The 14,421-nt window shown below is 58.5% G+C and carries 15 protein-coding genes; 5 read left to right on the top strand and 10 right to left on the bottom strand.

Features of this window, described 5'->3' with window-relative positions; all coding sequences use genetic code 11:
• Window positions 1–117: 117 nt before the first annotated feature.
• From H9C73_RS04750 to H9C73_RS04740, 3 genes are all read right to left on the bottom strand, one after another.
• Window positions 118–1,119 (bottom strand): type I asparaginase, encoded by a 1,002-nt coding sequence (locus H9C73_RS04750; protein WP_209286652.1) that lies wholly within the window; start codon window positions 1,117–1,119, stop codon window positions 118–120.
• Window positions 1,116–2,519, bottom strand: coding sequence for an aspartate ammonia-lyase (locus H9C73_RS04745; RefSeq protein WP_209286651.1), 1,404 nt, complete (start codon window positions 2,517–2,519; stop codon window positions 1,116–1,118). The genes H9C73_RS04750 and H9C73_RS04745 overlap by 4 nt, the downstream gene beginning before the upstream one ends.
• Before the next feature lie 68 nt (window positions 2,520–2,587).
• Window positions 2,588–4,060: an alanine/glycine:cation symporter family protein gene (locus tag H9C73_RS04740; protein WP_209286650.1), complete on the bottom strand. Its 1,473-nt coding sequence runs from the start codon at window positions 4,058–4,060 to the stop codon at window positions 2,588–2,590.
• A 171-nt stretch (window positions 4,061–4,231) separates the two neighbouring features.
• On the opposite strand from H9C73_RS04740, the gene H9C73_RS04735 reads away from it, so the two are divergent.
• On the top strand, window positions 4,232–5,059 hold the full coding sequence (locus H9C73_RS04735) for a helix-turn-helix domain-containing protein (RefSeq protein ID WP_209286649.1): 828 nt from the start codon (window positions 4,232–4,234) through the stop codon (window positions 5,057–5,059).
• Between the two features lie 23 nt (window positions 5,060–5,082).
• Here H9C73_RS04735 and trhO read toward each other — a convergent pair whose 3' ends face one another.
• The 4 genes from trhO to hda all read right to left on the bottom strand — a co-directional run bounded on the left by trhO (window position 5,083) and on the right by hda (window position 7,958).
• On the bottom strand, window positions 5,083–6,081 hold the full coding sequence (gene trhO / locus H9C73_RS04730) for an oxygen-dependent tRNA uridine(34) hydroxylase TrhO (protein ID WP_209286648.1): 999 nt from the start codon (window positions 6,079–6,081) through the stop codon (window positions 5,083–5,085).
• A gap of 96 nt (window positions 6,082–6,177) precedes the next feature.
• The gene (gene tcdA / locus H9C73_RS04725) at window positions 6,178–6,975 is read right to left on the bottom strand and encodes a tRNA cyclic N6-threonylcarbamoyladenosine(37) synthase TcdA (RefSeq protein WP_209286708.1); all 798 of its coding nucleotides are present in this window, start codon (window positions 6,973–6,975) and stop codon (window positions 6,178–6,180) included.
• Window positions 6,968–7,207, bottom strand: coding sequence for a hypothetical protein (locus H9C73_RS04720; protein ID WP_328797938.1), 240 nt, complete (start codon window positions 7,205–7,207; stop codon window positions 6,968–6,970). Before H9C73_RS04720 ends, tcdA begins: the two co-directional genes overlap by 8 nt.
• Before the next feature lie 64 nt (window positions 7,208–7,271).
• Window positions 7,272–7,958 carry a DnaA regulatory inactivator Hda gene (gene hda, locus H9C73_RS04715; RefSeq protein ID WP_209286646.1) on the bottom strand — a complete coding sequence of 229 codons (687 nt, stop codon included), beginning with the start codon at window positions 7,956–7,958 and terminating at the stop codon, window positions 7,272–7,274.
• A gap of 183 nt (window positions 7,959–8,141) precedes the next feature.
• Here hda and purM point away from each other — a divergent pair, with 183 nt between their 5' ends.
• Genes purM through H9C73_RS04695 form a run of 4 tightly spaced genes read left to right on the top strand, consistent with a single transcriptional unit; the run spans window position 8,142 to window position 10,861 of the window.
• The gene (gene purM / locus H9C73_RS04710) at window positions 8,142–9,200 is read left to right on the top strand and encodes a phosphoribosylformylglycinamidine cyclo-ligase (protein WP_209286645.1); all 1,059 of its coding nucleotides are present in this window, start codon (window positions 8,142–8,144) and stop codon (window positions 9,198–9,200) included.
• A 1-nt stretch (window position 9,201) separates the two neighbouring features.
• Entirely contained in the window at window positions 9,202–9,852 is a 651-nt protein-coding gene (gene purN, locus H9C73_RS04705) for a phosphoribosylglycinamide formyltransferase (RefSeq protein WP_209286644.1), read from the top strand.
• 20 nt (window positions 9,853–9,872) lie between these two features.
• Window positions 9,873–10,583 carry a DUF3108 domain-containing protein gene (locus tag H9C73_RS04700; protein WP_236014083.1) on the top strand — a complete coding sequence of 237 codons (711 nt, stop codon included), beginning with the start codon at window positions 9,873–9,875 and terminating at the stop codon, window positions 10,581–10,583.
• The gene (locus H9C73_RS04695; protein ID WP_209286643.1) at window positions 10,580–10,861 is read left to right on the top strand and encodes a YfcL family protein; all 282 of its coding nucleotides are present in this window, start codon (window positions 10,580–10,582) and stop codon (window positions 10,859–10,861) included. The genes H9C73_RS04700 and H9C73_RS04695 overlap by 4 nt, the downstream gene beginning before the upstream one ends.
• On the opposite strand, the gene H9C73_RS04690 is transcribed toward H9C73_RS04695, so the two are convergent.
• The 3 genes from H9C73_RS04690 to H9C73_RS04680 form a co-directional block, all read right to left on the bottom strand.
• Window positions 10,789–12,012 (bottom strand): EAL domain-containing protein, encoded by a 1,224-nt coding sequence (locus tag H9C73_RS04690; RefSeq protein WP_209286642.1) that lies wholly within the window; start codon window positions 12,010–12,012, stop codon window positions 10,789–10,791. The two genes, H9C73_RS04695 and H9C73_RS04690, sit on opposite strands and share 73 nt — an antisense overlap.
• An 86-nt stretch (window positions 12,013–12,098) precedes the next feature.
• A complete protein-coding gene (gene pepQ, locus H9C73_RS04685) occupies window positions 12,099–13,403 on the bottom strand; it encodes a Xaa-Pro dipeptidase (protein ID WP_209286641.1) in 1,305 nt (434 codons plus the stop codon).
• A gap of 52 nt (window positions 13,404–13,455) precedes the next feature.
• Window positions 13,456–14,394, bottom strand: coding sequence for a LysR family transcriptional regulator (locus tag H9C73_RS04680; RefSeq protein ID WP_209286640.1), 939 nt, complete (start codon window positions 14,392–14,394; stop codon window positions 13,456–13,458).
• Window positions 14,395–14,421: the final 27 nt, after the last annotated feature.

The following is a 14,421-nucleotide window of genomic DNA, read 5'->3' as shown; positions in this document are numbered from 1 at the left end:
AGGACGCGAGAGAGCTGGCTCTTGCTCTTCCTCGAAACTCTCTCGCATCCCTTCCAACTCTGGCCGTTTGAGTTGTTTGCACTTTGCTGCCCCTCTTCTCAGGAAGAGGGGCCTTTTTTATGCTGCACTGCACTCACCCCGCAGGCTTATCACCATTCTGTCACGCACAGCCTCCGGCTGGTCATACAGCGCAGTCAGGTGCTGCAATTTGGTAAATGCCGCTTCAGGCGTCATATCCATACCGGGTATCACACCGATTCCGTTCAGCAGGGATCCGCTGGCATAGGCGCCCTGAGCCACCCGACCCTGATGACACTGGCTCAGATTGACCACTGTCAGCCCCCGTTCGACGGCGCTTCCCAGCACTTTCAACAGCGCCGGATCATCCGGTGCATTACCGACCCCGTAGGTTGTCAGCACCATGCCCTTGAGGCCCGGCTGAGTGCACAAGGCTTCAAGCATCGATGCCTGCATGCCCGGATAAAAGCCCAGCATGGCCACAGACCCGCTCTGGCAGGGTGAGATTTCAAACCGGGTGGGCGCCGCCGGCAGCAACAGCTCCGGCCTGATACCAAGCTCTATCCCGGCCTCACCGAGCCAGGGGAAGTTGGGCGAGTCGAAGGCCGCCAGCGCGTTACTGCTGACCTTGCGACAGCGATTGCCGCGCATAATGCGACCGTTAAAACACACACATACTTCCGCCAGATCATCCCGCGCAGCCAGTTGCAGCGCGGTGATCAGGTTATCCATGGCATCGCTGCGTGCCTGACTGAGCGGAATCTGCGAGCCGGTCAGCACGACCGACTTATCCTGCTGCGGCAGCATGAACGACAGCGCAGAGGCCGTGTAGGCCAGGGTATCTGTCCCGTGCAGTACCACGAAACCGTCATACCGCTGCCAGTGCTGCTCAAGCATCCGAGCAATACGGCTCCAGTCTTCAGGCACCAGGCTGGCGCTGTCCAGCGGCTGCTCAAACTCGAGCACGTCAAAGTCAGGCAGGCGCTTGTCGTTCAGCCGCGATCTGAGCGCCGCTTCAAAGCCGGACTGGGGTACATACCCCTGCTCCGACGACACCATGCCGATCGTGCCCCCCGTATACAGCACCAGCACCCGGCTCATGACGCAAGCACCGCCGGCGACAACATGGCACGCGGGCTGAGAATCGCGTCCAGCTGTTCTTCATCCATCAGGTTCTCGGCCAGCACCAGCTCGCGCACGGTGCTGCCGCTTTGCAGCGCACGTGAGGCGATACGCGTGGAGTTGGCGTAACCGATATGCGGCACCAGCGCGGTGATAATACCGATACTGTTGTCGACGTGACGCTCACACTGCTCTCGATTGGCTTCGATCCCTTCGATGCAGCGTTCTTCCAGCATTCGACAGGCAGAGGTCAGCATTTTGATGGAGTTCAACAGGTTGTACACGATCAGCGGCTCCATGGCATTCAACTGAAGCTGTCCCGCTTCCGCCGCCAGGGTCACGGCCAGATCCGAGGCGATGACCTGATAGGCGGTCTGGTTGACAGCTTCCGGGATCACAGGGTTTACCTTACCCGGCATGATAGACGAACCTGGCTGCATCGGGGGCAGATGAATCTCGGCAAGGCCGGTGCGCGGACCACTCGAGAGCAGACGCAGGTCGTTACACATCTTACCCAACTTGATGGCAAAACGCTTCAGGATGCCTGAAAACATCACGAACGCGCCCATATCGGAGCTGGCTTCAACCAGGTTACTGGCCGATACAATCGGCTTGCCCGAGATTTCCGCCAGGCGTGAAACCGCCAGCGCCTGATACCCGGCCGGCGTATTGATACCGGTGCCGATCGCGGTACCGCCAAGATTCACCTCGCACAGCAGGCGCGATGCCTCATGCAGACGATCGATATCCTCCCGCAGGTTTACCGCAAAAGCTTCAAACTCCTGCCCCAGCGTCATGGGAACGGCATCCTGCATCTGGGTACGACCCATCTTGACGATATCCGCAAAGGCCACGCCCTTGCGCTCAAGGGACGCAATCAGGCTCAAAATCGATTGCTCCAGCGGCTCGGCAGCAAACTGCACCGCCAGATTGACCGCTGTCGGATAGGCATCATTGGTTGACTGGGATCGGTTCACGTCATCATTGGGGTGCAGGTGCTGGTATTCGCCTTTTGCGTGCCCCAGTTTCTCCAGCGCCAGGTTGGCAATCACCTCATTGGCATTCATGTTCGTGGATGTGCCGGCGCCGCCCTGGATCAGGTCCACCACAAACTGGTCATGCAGCTGACCCTGAATGATGTCTTCACAGGCCGCCATGATGGCATCTGCCTTGCGCCCCTCCAGCACACCCAGCTCCCGGTTGGCCCAGGCGGCAGACGACTTGACCATCGCCAGCGCACGGATAAAGGCCGGGAAATGGCTGATGGGCACGCCCGTAATGGAGAAGTTATTGAGTGCACGCTGTGTCTGGATGCCGTACCAGGCATCACGCGGCACCTCCAGATCACCCAAAAGATCGTGTTCAACACGCATCATCATGCTGTCAGGCTCTTGATAGAAATTGAAAAAGGCCCGGCCTTGCAGCCGGGCAAGAGGTCGGAAAAGGTTCAGCTCAGGGATTCAGCAGGCGCCTTGGCCGTTTTGCCGGCAATACGCTCAAGGTCTTCAGGTTCGATTTCCCAGGCTGCCGCATCCAGGTCCATATCCTTGAACCGCTTGGCATCGAACACCGGCTGGTCATATCCCTGTGCAATCTGCTCGTCGAAATCACGCATGATGCGCAGCCCCGGCTTCATCAGCCCGATCAGGGCGATCAGGTTCACCAGCGCCAGCAGGCCCATGGTCACATCGGCGAATCCGAACACGGTGCTCAGATCAGTGGTCGCGCCCCAGCACACCAGGCCGATGATGACCACGCGGAAGCCGTTGAACAGGTTCTGATTCTCGGTACTGAAAAAGTTGAGGCTGTTCTCGCCCAGATAGTAGTTGTACAGAATGGTGCTGAAACCAAACAGGAACAGCGCCACGCTGACGAATGAGCGCCCCCATTCACCGATATGATCCGCCAGCGCCGCCTGCGTCAGTGCAACGCCCTCTACATCACTTGCACCTGCCGGATCGTAAATGCCGCTCAACAGAATGATAAATGCCGTAGCGGAGCAGATGATCAGCGTATCGATGAAGACGGAAAAGGCCTGCACTACGCCCTGATTGGCCGGGTGCGGCACGTAGGCCACTGCCGCCACGTTGGGCGCACTGCCAAGACCGGCTTCGTTGGAGAACAGGCCACGCTTGACCCCCATCAGGATCGCCGCGCCGATGCCGCCACCCACTACAGGCTCAAGCCCAAAGGCACTTTTCACAATCAATGTAATCACGGCGGGAATCTGCTCCAGATTCATGCCCAGCACCACAAACGCCAGCAGCAGGTAGCCACCCGCCATGATCGGCACCAGTATCTCGGCCACACGGGCGATCCGCTTGACGCCGCCGAAAATGATGATGCCAACAATCATGGCCAGACCGATGCCGGTGTAATACACGGGTACACCGAAGGCATCACCCACAGACGTTGCCACCGCATAGGACTGCAGTGCCGTAAAGCCGAAACCAAAGGTAATCAAAAGCAGAATCGAATAGAGGCCCGCCAGCCAGATCCAGCGCTTGCCAAGCCCTCGCGCGATGTAGTGAGCCGGGCCGCCACGGTAGGTTCCGTCAGGCTCTGCCTGTTTGAAGGTTTGCGCCAGGGTGCATTCGAGGAAGCTGGTCGCCATCCCCATCATGCCTACCACCCACATCCAGAAAATGGCGCCCGGTCCACCCAGGGTAATCGCCACGGCAACACCCGCAATGTTGCCACCGCCCACACGCCCGGCAACGGACAGCAGAAGCGCCTGGAATGAACTCAGGTGTCCATGCTTGTCTTTTTTGAACGCCTGACTGGCGCTCAGGATTCGGAACATGCGCCCGAAGTAACGAAACTGCACAAAGCGTGAGGCGAGCGTAAAACCCACACCCACGAAGATCAGCAAGGCGATCAAAACCTTGCCCCACAGAAGATTGCCCAGAAATTCCAACATGCTCTAGCTCCGCTATTGTTGTTGTATGCGAGCGGCACATTTAACCAACAACCCGGGCCTGTTAGAATTTGGCATTCTGGATACACACTGGTGCATATTGGCGCACTAAAAGCACCTGTAAGCACCAGTGCACACTGACGCACCTTGACCGATCACACCCGGAGCACACGCTTGAAAGACGACTTTGCGCAGAACCTGAGGCTGCTGTGCAGCTACCACAAGTCAATTGCGGATGTCTGTCGGCAGCTGAATATCAACCGCCCGCAGTTCAACCGCTACCTGAGCGGTCGTTTCATGCCGGCCGCGCATGTCCTGAGACGTATCTGTGATTTCTTTGGCGTGGAACCCCACGAGATTCAACTGCCGCACAGCCAGTTCCAGCGCCTGGTACAGGTGAGGCCGCACCAGGCCTCAACCAGCCCGGCCGAGCAGGACACGATCAGCCGTCACATCGATCACCTGCTGCATGCAGGCCATCAGGGGCTGGATCGCTATCTGGGATACTATTTCGAGTACTACCTGTCCATGTCGACACCGGGCCAGTTGATTCGCACGCTGGTGTGTCTGGAGCGGCAAGAGGAGCACGTGGTCTTCCAGCGGACCGAGCGCATGCGCGCGACACAACACCAGCCACCCTGCCATAACCGCTACCAGGGCGCTGCCGTTATGCTGAGCGATCGACTGTTTCTGGTCGATTATGAAACCCTGAATCGCCACGAGCTGACGCAAACCATCCTCTTTCCCAGCTTCAGAAACCGGGTTACACGTCTGACGGGGCTGCGCATTGGCGTGTCGGACAACAGCGAGCGCATGCCCTGTTGCACCCGGGTGCTGTATGAATTTCTGGGAACGGATATCAACGTGCGCAAGGCGATGGCACTTTGCGGACTGCACGCACTGGATGACCCGGAGCTGGACCCGTCAATCATCGCAGCGGTGAGTAATGAAATGGCGCCCCACGAAATGCATTTCCGGGCACGCCATAACACTGGTGGGTAAAGCCGGTTTGCAGCCGGCCCGGTTCAGTCTGAGGCGCCCTGCTGCGAGCGTCGGCGTTGGGCTTCGCGCTCAGCCAGCTTGCGTTCGCGACGCGCCTCAATCGACTCATGGGCATCGGCACCGATGTGCGCCTCTCCACGCTCACGGGCCAGTTGCGCCTGTTTCTCACGCTGACGAAAACGCTCGCGCTGCCGTTCGGTCAGTCGGTCATGGCAGTGCGGGCAGCTTACGCCCTGCTCGTACTGCTCACTGCGCTTGTCTGCCTCGGTGATGGGCATGCGACAGGCATGACACTGATCGTACTGTCCCTTCTCCAGACGATGATTCACCGAGACACGATTGTCGAACACAAAGCATTCACCCTCCCAGAGCGATTCTTCTTCCGGCACCTCTTCCAGGTACTTCAGAATCCCCCCTTCCAGGTGATACACCTCCTCAAATCCCTTTTCCTTCAGGAATGCCGTCGACTTTTCACAACGGATACCGCCGGTACAGAACATGGCAACCTTCTTGTGCCGGCTCGGGTCGAGTGACTGATCAACATACTCTGGAAACTCGCGAAAGGTTTCGGTCTCCGGATTGATCGCGTTCTTGAACGTGCCGATCTGCACCTCGTAGTCATTGCGCGTATCCACCAGCACAACCTCAGGATCGCTGATCAGGGCGTTCCAGTCACGCGGCTTGACGTAAGTGCCGACCACCCGCTTGGGATCAACCCCCTCGACTCCCAGCGTCACGATCTCCTTCTTGAGCTTGACCTTGGTGCGGTAGAAGGGGTTGTGGTTGTCCCGGGATTCCTTGTAATCCAGCTCAGCCAAGCGCGGATCGGACTTGAGCCAGTTCAAGACGGCATCAATACCTTCACGGCTACCGGCGATGGTGCCATTGATCCCTTCATGCGCCAGCAGCAGCGTGCCACGCACGCCCTGCTCCAGCATCAGATCCAGCAATGGCTGGCGCAACGCCTCATGGTCTTCAAGGGTGACGAACTTGTATAGGGCACATACTACTGTGCGAGACATGTCAGATTTCCTGTATTGCGGTCCGGATCGCAAATCCGGAGCATTCAGATCAAGAGTGCCCTGAACGACACTCCGAAAGAGATGATGAGAGCAGACTCAGCCCGCCTGCTCGCGCGCAGCCCGCTCCTGCATCTTCTTGAGCACTCGCGATACCGCCACGAAGCCGAAGCTGGCAGTTACCGCTACCGCCGCTCCAAAGCCGCCGGCACAATCAAGGCGCGTGCCGTTTTCCATGGCACTTTTCTGCTGGCATACACTGCCATCCGGCTGCGGGTAGCGCAACTGCTCATTCGAGAACACACACTCCACGGCAAAACGGCGACCGCTGCTGCTGAAGCGGTAATGTCGACGCAGGAAGGAGCGCACCTTGGCGGCCAGCGGGTCGTTTTGTGTTCGCGTCAGGTCGGCCACCTGAATCTGGGTTGGATCCGTCTGCCCACCGGCACCGCCAATGGTAATCACGGGCACCTTGCGACGCTTGCACCAGGCGATCACGGCCGCCTTGTCCTTGACGCTGTCAATGGCATCAACCACGTAGTCCAGACCATCATGCAGAATCTCGTCCAGATTCTCACGTGAGGCAAAGGCTTCCACTTCATGCACCAGACAATCGGGATTCAGGTCCCGAATACGGTCGGCCATGACAGCAACTTTTGACTGTCCAACGGTTGAGCTGAGCGCATGGATCTGGCGGTTGGTATTGGTCACGCAGACATCGTCCAGATCGATCAGGGTGATTTCGCCAATCCCCGAACGTGCCAGCCCCTCAGCCACCCAGGAGCCCACACCGCCAATACCGATGACAGCCACATGCGCCTGCTGAAAAAGTGCCAGCCCATCCAGGCCATACAGCCGGGCCACACCGCCAAACCGCTGTTCGGACGCCTCATTCATCATCGAAGTCGTCCTCGGTGAGTTCGGTCAGCACGGGCTCTCCGCAGCGCACGCAGCGGCCTTCAATAAAGACGATACCGAAGAGTTCATATTCTTCCGGATCCTTCATGCCAAGCCCCAGCGCCTGGCAGTGGTCACACCAGGTCTCATTGAGAAACAGCGCCTGCTCGTCGGCAGGTCGGGCATGGAAGTCGCGCGGGACGCGCTGATTGTCTGTTTTTTGATCAGTCATCATAGGGCGCGCATGATAATGCAGTGATTAAAGGAGTACCAGATCCGGAACGTGCAGCCTGTGACTACCAGTTCATGACCTGTTTGACGAACGGCACCGTGATTTTACGCTGGGCACTGAGGGAGGCCACATCCAGTTTATCGAGTGTAACCAGCAGATGCGCCATATTCCGGCTGCCGTGGTGCATCAGGTAGCGCACCACCTCATCGCTCAACTTGAGCCCTCGAGCAGAGGCACGCGCCTTCAGCGCAATTTCCTTGGTCTCATCATCCAGCGGCTGCAACTGGAACACCATGCCCCAGTTCAGGCGAGACTCCAGATCCGCCAGACGAATTCCCAGCTTGGCAGGTGGCTTGTTGGCCGCGATGATCAACACATGGCCATTGGCACGCATCCGGTTGTAGAGGTGAAACAGCGCCTCTTCCCAAAGCGGGTCACCGGCTATCTGCTCCAGGTTATCGATGCACACCAGGTCCAGCTGATCGAAATCTTCCAGCAGCTGGGGCCCATATTGCTTCAACTCGGCCAGCGGCAGGTAGACCGCACGGCGATGAACCGGGTCAGACGCATGACAGCAGGACTGCAGCAAGTGCGAGCAGCCGGTGCCGGTATGCCCCCAGAGGAATAAATACTGCTCACCCAGACCACTGACCGCCTTTTCCAGCGCAGCACACACCAACCCGTTACGACCCTGCACGAAGTTCTCGAACCGGGCATCGTCTCTGAGGCTGATTCCAAGTGGCAACTGCATGGGCGCAGCTGCTTGGCTTTTCTGTTTCTGTATCACTACTGCTGTCTATGAGCTCAACTATTGACCAGAAGATGTCAGACCGACAATTGAAGCGCGTAACTCTAACACAGAGCGCCCGCAACCTGATAAACTAGCGCGATAATTTTTTAACGAACATCTCCCGCTTTAAAGGTTGACTCACCCATGTCTACAGGTTCTGAAAAAACTTCCCTGAGCTATAAGGATGCCGGCGTTGATATTGATGCAGGTAACGCCCTGGTCGAGCGTATCAAAGGTGTCGCCAAACGTACTGCCCGTCCTGAAGTGATGGGTGGACTGGGTGGTTTCGGTGCACTGTGCGAGCTGCCGGCCGGTTACAAGCAGCCGGTTCTGGTGACCGGTACCGATGGTGTCGGTACCAAGCTGCGCCTGGCAATGGAGTTGAACAAGCACGATACCATCGGTATCGACCTGGTAGCCATGTGTGTGAATGATCTGGTCGTTGCCGGTGCCGAGCCGCTGCTGTTCCTCGACTACTACGCCACCGGCAGCCTCAATGTGGACATGGCCGCCGACGTTGTAACCGGTATCGGTGCAGGCTGCGAGCTGGCCGGTGCTGCTCTGGTGGGTGGTGAAACCGCCGAAATGCCGGGCATGTACGAAGGTGATGACTACGACCTGGCCGGCTTCTGTGTCGGCGTGGTTGAAAAGGACGGTATCATCGACGGCAGCCAGGTTCAGGTCGGTGACGCCCTGATCGGTCTGGCCTCCTCCGGCCCGCACTCCAACGGCTACTCCCTGATCCGCAAGATTCTGGAAGTCACCAACGCGGACCTGCAGCAGCCGGTAGGCGACAAGACCCTGGCCGACGCTCTGCTGGAGCCGACCCGTATCTACGTCAAGCAGCTGCTTAAGCTGATCCGTGAATCTCAGGTCAACGCCCTGTCTCACATCACCGGTGGCGGCCTGCTGGAAAACATTCCGCGTGTACTGCCGGCCTCGGCCAAAGCCGTGATTGACGTTAACTCCTGGGACATGCCGCCGGTATTCCAGTGGCTGCAGGAAGGCGGCAACGTGGACGCCCGCGAAATGTACCGCACCTTCAACTGCGGTGTCGGCATGGTAATCGCTGTTCCGGCCGACAAGGCTGAAGCCGCCATCGCCCTGCTGCAGACTGAAGGTGAAAACGCCTGGCAGATCGGCCAGATCGAAGCCGCTGCCGAGGGCGAAGAACAGGTTGAGCTGCGCGGCCTGGAGGCCTGAGATGGCGCCGAAACGGATCGTAGTACTCATATCCGGTAGCGGCTCCAACCTGCAGGTAATTCTGGACCAGACTCGTGAGGGCAGGATCAACGGCACCGTCGCAGCGGTCATCAGCAACCGCGCCGACGCCTATGGCCTGACCCGCGCTGAGCAGGCGGGCGTTGATGCCCGTCTGCTCGACCACAAGCTGTTTGCCGACCGGGAAAGTTTTGACTCGGCCCTGATCGAGCTGATCGACAATTATCAGCCCGATCTGGTGGTACTGGCAGGCTTTATGCGCATCCTGACGCCGGAGCTCGTGCGCCACTATCAGGGCCGCCTGATGAACATACACCCTTCGCTTCTGCCCAAGTACAAGGGCCTGCACACGCACAGGCGTGCACTGGAAGCAGGGGATGATGTTCACGGCTGCAGCGTGCACTTTGTGACGGAAGAGCTGGATGGCGGACCGGTCATCGTGCAGGCGCGCACCCCCATCATGAAGACCGATACGGAAGACAGTCTTCAGCAGCGCGTTCATACGCTGGAACACCAGATCTACCCCCTCGCGGTGGAGTGGTTCTGCAATGAACGCCTGACCCTTGCATCAGACGGGGTACAACTGGACGGTACCCCGGTGGGCGCTGCAGGTTTCGACTACAGCGCGACCTGATATTGGACAGGAGGCAACGCATGATACGCTCAGGCTTTACCGCTATCCTGGCCGGCTGCATGCTGGCTCTGTCACCCGCCCATGCCGAGGAAATACCCATCACCGGGTTCAAGGCTATCTATACCACGGCTTTCGACATGGGCATCTCCTTGAGTGGTGAGGCCGTGCGTGAACTCAAGCCTCTCCCGGAGGGTGGCTGGCACTTCAGTTCCAGTGCCTCTGCCCTCATGGCCAGCATCAGTGAAAAAACCCGCTTTCACTACCTCCCCTCTGACAGTATTCGCCCTGACAGCTATCGCTATCACCGCAAGGTGCTGGGCAAAAGCCGCAAGGCCAGTGTTGATTTCGACTGGGTACAGCAGCAGGTTACAACGGTGGTCAAGGACAAGCCCTGGAAGATGGAGGTTCCGGCTGGCACTCAGGACAAGCTGAGCTACCAGCTACAGATGCGGCTTGACCTGCTGGCCGGTAAAACCGAGATGACCTATGCGGTCGCGGATGGCGGCAAATTGAAAGAATACCGCTTCAAGGTGACCGGTGAAGAGGAGATCGAAACGCCCTATGGGCGCTACACGGCCGTGCGCGTCATGCGTGACCGCGGGGAAGATGCTGATCGAGAAACACTGATCTGGTTCGCCCCTGAGCTGGATTACCTGATCGTTCGCCTGGAACAGACCGAGTCTGATGGCAAAACCTATGCACTGCTGCTGAAAAAACTGGAGACTTCATGAGCGCAAGCCTGATCGACCTGACCGAACAACGCCTGCTTGAGCGGGAGCAAGCCGCAATGGATGAGCCGGATGAGCTGTTCTACTGCAGCTACCTGATCGGCCATCTCAACCTGGTTGCCGCTGAAGACCCCGCGTCGGATGAAGCCTTTGCTCAGGCCGTCGAAGACAGCCTGAACAGTGCATTCGCCGTTGACCAGCTCAGCGATCAGGACAAGTCCGGCATCAAGTCACTGTGGAAGGATGTTTGCGGCGAAATACCGGCCGCCGCAGCCAACTGATCCTCGACATCCACCACCAGCACCCGATCATCGTCCAGTGCCAGCGTCAGCGTAAAGCAGCGCTGGTTACTGCTGATATCCATGTAGGGAGGCGAGCGCAGGATACGGCGTGAATAGTCTTCCGCCGCCACCAGCTGGTAAAACCACGGCCGCCAGCTCCAGTTATGACCGAGGACACTGGTGTCCGCCTGCCACTGCCCGTCCAGATAGTTGAAGTTGGGCGAAACCTGCACGCCGTTGCGGTTACAGATAAAGCAGCGCAGAATCGCCGTGTCAGGGCAATATTCCCTGAGTGCTTCTTCCCCGCTTCCCTCACGTGATACCAACAACTGCCGCATCGCCAGCAACTGACTGTGCAGACCCTCAAGGTGCCACTGCCGCCGGGCAGACTGCTCCACCATCTGCTCGAGGTAACGCTGGAGCAACTGGTTGACGTGCTCCTGCTTCTCATCACGCGGCATGAATTCGGCAAGTGCCGGTTCAAACAGAAACCCCTGGATGTAACTGGCATTGCACTGCAGCGCCAGATTGAACTCATCAGCGGTCTCGACGCCTTCGAAAATCAGCTTGCAGCCAAGCCGTGATGCCATGTCACCCAGGGTATGCAGCAGTGCACTCTCCTGGTGCCCGAATGCACCACTTTTGAACATGCGCATATCGACCTTGAGCAGGTCCGGGGTAAAGGAGAGCAGTCGGTCCAGCTGCTGAAAGCCGGTGCCAAAGTCATCCAGCGCCACGCGAACACCTGCTTCCCGGTAGCGGCCGGCCAGCGTATGGATCTGGTCCAGATGCCCGCTGTGCTCGGTGATTTCGATGATGACCCGTGCCGGATCCACCCCCAGCTCTTCCATCATCTTGAGCGTTTCAAGCGAGTCGTCCTCGACCACCCAATCCAGCCACTGAGGCGAGATATTCAAGCTGATACAGGTGCCTTCCGGAGCCTCTGACAGCGCTTTCAGCGCCTGGTAACGGACCTGCCGATCCAGCTCCAAACGCTTCTCCAGCGACAGGTTATCGTCGGAGAACAAAGCACCTGCCGATACAATCTTCCCTGATGCATCCTTCTGACGCGCCAGTGCTTCATATCCCAGCACTTGCCCGGTTGCGATCTCGATGATCGGCTGAAACCAGGGAAAGATCGACGTCTGCATGCATACCTCTTCAAAACAGAACTGTGTTGGTGCACATAAGCAATTGTTGGGCCAATTTGGTTCACGCCCCTGTGCGCTGTAGCAGTTTACCCCAGTCGAGCGAAGCCGTCCCGGGTCAAATTTTCACTGCTGTGCTCACCGACAATAAGGTTGTCTTCAATTCGGATCCCACCATAGGGCAGCAGCTCCTCAACCCGGCTCCAGTTGACATCAGAAGCTGCTGGCTGCGTTTTCAGATCAGACAGAAGCTGGGGGATAAAATACAGACCGGGCTCAACCGTAATGGCAAACCCGGCTGCCAGTGGCCGCGTCAGGCGCAGGAACGGGTGTGCTTCTGGCGGTTTGCGCAGCGTCCCCGACGCATCCTGCTGCCAGCCACCCACATCGTGGACCTGCAACCCGAGCAGGTGTCCCAGCCCATGCGGATAAAAACAGCGTGTCACGCCCTGCTCCACCAGCTGCTCTTCACTGCCGTGCACAATATCGAACTGAGCCAACAGCCGCGCGATAACCTGATGCGTCTGTTCATGCAGGCTGACAAAGTCGGTTGTGGCGTTGATCTGGGCACAGAGCGCCTGCTGCTGTTCATCCAGCGCGTCTATCAGGTCCGCAAACAGAGTGCCGGCCGGCGAATGAGTACGGGTAATATCGGCCGCATAACCGTTGTAGCGGGCGCCGGCATCAATCAGCAGCGTCCGGTGAGCCTGAGGCACCACCCGCTGCTGAAACTGATAATGCAGCACCGCCGCGTGTTCATTGAGCCCCACAATGTTGTCATACGGCAGATCAGGCTCGTTATGATCAATCGCATTCAGGTAGGACTGATGAATGGCGTACTCGCTCAGGCCGGACTCAAACCCTTCCCGGGCCGCCCGGTGCCCCTTCACCGCCAGCGCGTTTGCTTCGCGCAGGCAATGCTGCTCCCATTCGGTTTTGATCGCACGGTCAAAGTTCATCGCCTGCATCAGGCCATCGGGGTTCAGGTCCCAATCGCCTTCAGGGAGCGGCTGTTCACTGATAATGGCCGTGCGGGCCGAGCCCAGCGCGCTACGGACCACGGTCAGATCATCATAGGCCGTCCACTCAAATGCCTGCGCCCACTCATCGGCAGGCAAGGCCGGCGTCAGGTGCCAGAAATCACGCGGCGTGTAGTAGAACAGATGCGGCTTGCAACCCGGTCGCAGCAGCAGCCAGCAGTCGGGATGCTGAGTCAGAAAGCTTGCCCAGTACACAAACCAGGGGTTGGGGCGAAACGGGTAGCGGGTGTCGTCCAGAAAATGGTGATGCAAGGCACCCGAACCGATCAGCAACTGCTCATGGCCTGTTGCCGTCAGGTGCTTTTCCAGTGCAGCCTGAAGCTGTTCAAGATGGGAAAAATAAAGCGATATCATTGTGTAAACCTGTCTGTCGAACTGCTCCGGCTGCGGCCGGGCAGGATAAACCCTAGAACGCCAGCGAACCTGTCTGAATGGCCTGTTCAAGAAGCACCCAGAACTGTTTCAGGGTGGATTGAACGTTCTGCCGATTGCGGTAGATGCGTATTTCGACCGGCACCTGCCACTCGGGCCCACCGGCCAGACCCAGACTGCCATGCTCAAGGCTGTTTTGGGCCAGCCGCTGTGGCAGCCAGCCCAGGCCAAAGCCTTCCTTGATCATCGCTTTCACGCTGACGGAGTGTACGTTCTCATTCATGGTCAGCAGCTGAGGCGGCTCGGGGTGTTGCTGGATGAAGCGATCCAGCACCGGGCGCATGAAGGCATTCTCGTAGTAACCGATATAAGGCAGAGGTTCGTGCTTGTCACCCGGCAAGGTGAACAAGGGGCGCCCCTCGGCATCATTGGCGGTCACGGGCACCAGCAGCTCGCTGGCGACCGTAAGACTCTCGAATCGCTCGTCATCCAGGTCCTGGGCGATTTTCATGTCCGGATGCCAGAAGCAGAGCACCAGATCGCACTCCCCCTGCGCGAGGGCATTCACAAAATCGGCCCCGACCCAGGAGGTGGACTTCAGATTGAGATCGATCGGCAGCTGGTGCTGCTCGGAGAACGGCAGAATCACCGCATGGTAAAGGCTGATATACAGCGTCTGTGTGGTGGCGAACGTCAGCCGGTTACTCTGCTGCTCCCGAATCTCGTTACAGCGCGATCGTGTCTCCCGCGCAATACGACTCATCTGCTCGGCACCGGCCAGAAACACCTCGCCGGCGGGCGTAAGCGAGAGAGGCAGGCTGTTGCGGTCGATCAGGGTGGTGCCCATCTCTTCCTCCAACAGTTTGATGCGCCGACTCAGAGTGGGCTGGGTGACGTTACGCTCTTCGGCCGCACGCGAAAAATGCCGGGTTCGTGCCAAAGCGATAAAGTCATCAAGCCATCTAACTTCCATAACACCCCTTTACCTCACACGCTCGCC

Source organism: Marinobacterium alkalitolerans (genome assembly GCF_017776525.1).
Classification (GTDB): domain Bacteria; phylum Pseudomonadota; class Gammaproteobacteria; order Pseudomonadales; family Balneatricaceae; genus Marinobacterium; species Marinobacterium alkalitolerans.
This window is presented reverse-complemented; position numbering and strand designations above follow the sequence as displayed.

What these genes read in the sequence shown, in the direction of transcription:
- H9C73_RS04680 (WP_209286640.1), bottom strand. Translation starts at nt 14,394, where the DNA reads ATGGAAGTTAGATGGCTTGATGACTTTATCGCTTTGGCACGAACCCGG.
- H9C73_RS04750 (WP_209286652.1), bottom strand. Translation starts at nt 1,119, where the DNA reads ATGAGCCGGGTGCTGGTGCTGTATACGGGGGGCACGATCGGCATGGTG.
- trhO (WP_209286648.1), bottom strand. Translation starts at nt 6,081, where the DNA reads ATGTCTCGCACAGTAGTATGTGCCCTATACAAGTTCGTCACCCTTGAA.
- H9C73_RS04720 (WP_328797938.1), bottom strand. Translation starts at nt 7,207, where the DNA reads ATGACTGATCAAAAAACAGACAATCAGCGCGTCCCGCGCGACTTCCAT.
- tcdA (WP_209286708.1), bottom strand. Translation starts at nt 6,975, where the DNA reads ATGAATGAGGCGTCCGAACAGCGGTTTGGCGGTGTGGCCCGGCTGTAT.
- purN (WP_209286644.1), top strand. Translation starts at nt 9,202, where the DNA reads ATGGCGCCGAAACGGATCGTAGTACTCATATCCGGTAGCGGCTCCAAC.
- H9C73_RS04740 (WP_209286650.1), bottom strand. Translation starts at nt 4,060, where the DNA reads ATGTTGGAATTTCTGGGCAATCTTCTGTGGGGCAAGGTTTTGATCGCC.
- H9C73_RS04700 (WP_236014083.1), top strand. Translation starts at nt 9,873, where the DNA reads ATGATACGCTCAGGCTTTACCGCTATCCTGGCCGGCTGCATGCTGGCT.
- hda (WP_209286646.1), bottom strand. Translation starts at nt 7,958, where the DNA reads ATGCAGTTGCCACTTGGAATCAGCCTCAGAGACGATGCCCGGTTCGAG.
- H9C73_RS04745 (WP_209286651.1), bottom strand. Translation starts at nt 2,519, where the DNA reads ATGATGATGCGTGTTGAACACGATCTTTTGGGTGATCTGGAGGTGCCG.
- purM (WP_209286645.1), top strand. Translation starts at nt 8,142, where the DNA reads ATGTCTACAGGTTCTGAAAAAACTTCCCTGAGCTATAAGGATGCCGGC.
- H9C73_RS04690 (WP_209286642.1), bottom strand. Translation starts at nt 12,012, where the DNA reads ATGCAGACGTCGATCTTTCCCTGGTTTCAGCCGATCATCGAGATCGCA.
- pepQ (WP_209286641.1), bottom strand. Translation starts at nt 13,403, where the DNA reads ATGATATCGCTTTATTTTTCCCATCTTGAACAGCTTCAGGCTGCACTG.
- H9C73_RS04695 (WP_209286643.1), top strand. Translation starts at nt 10,580, where the DNA reads ATGAGCGCAAGCCTGATCGACCTGACCGAACAACGCCTGCTTGAGCGG.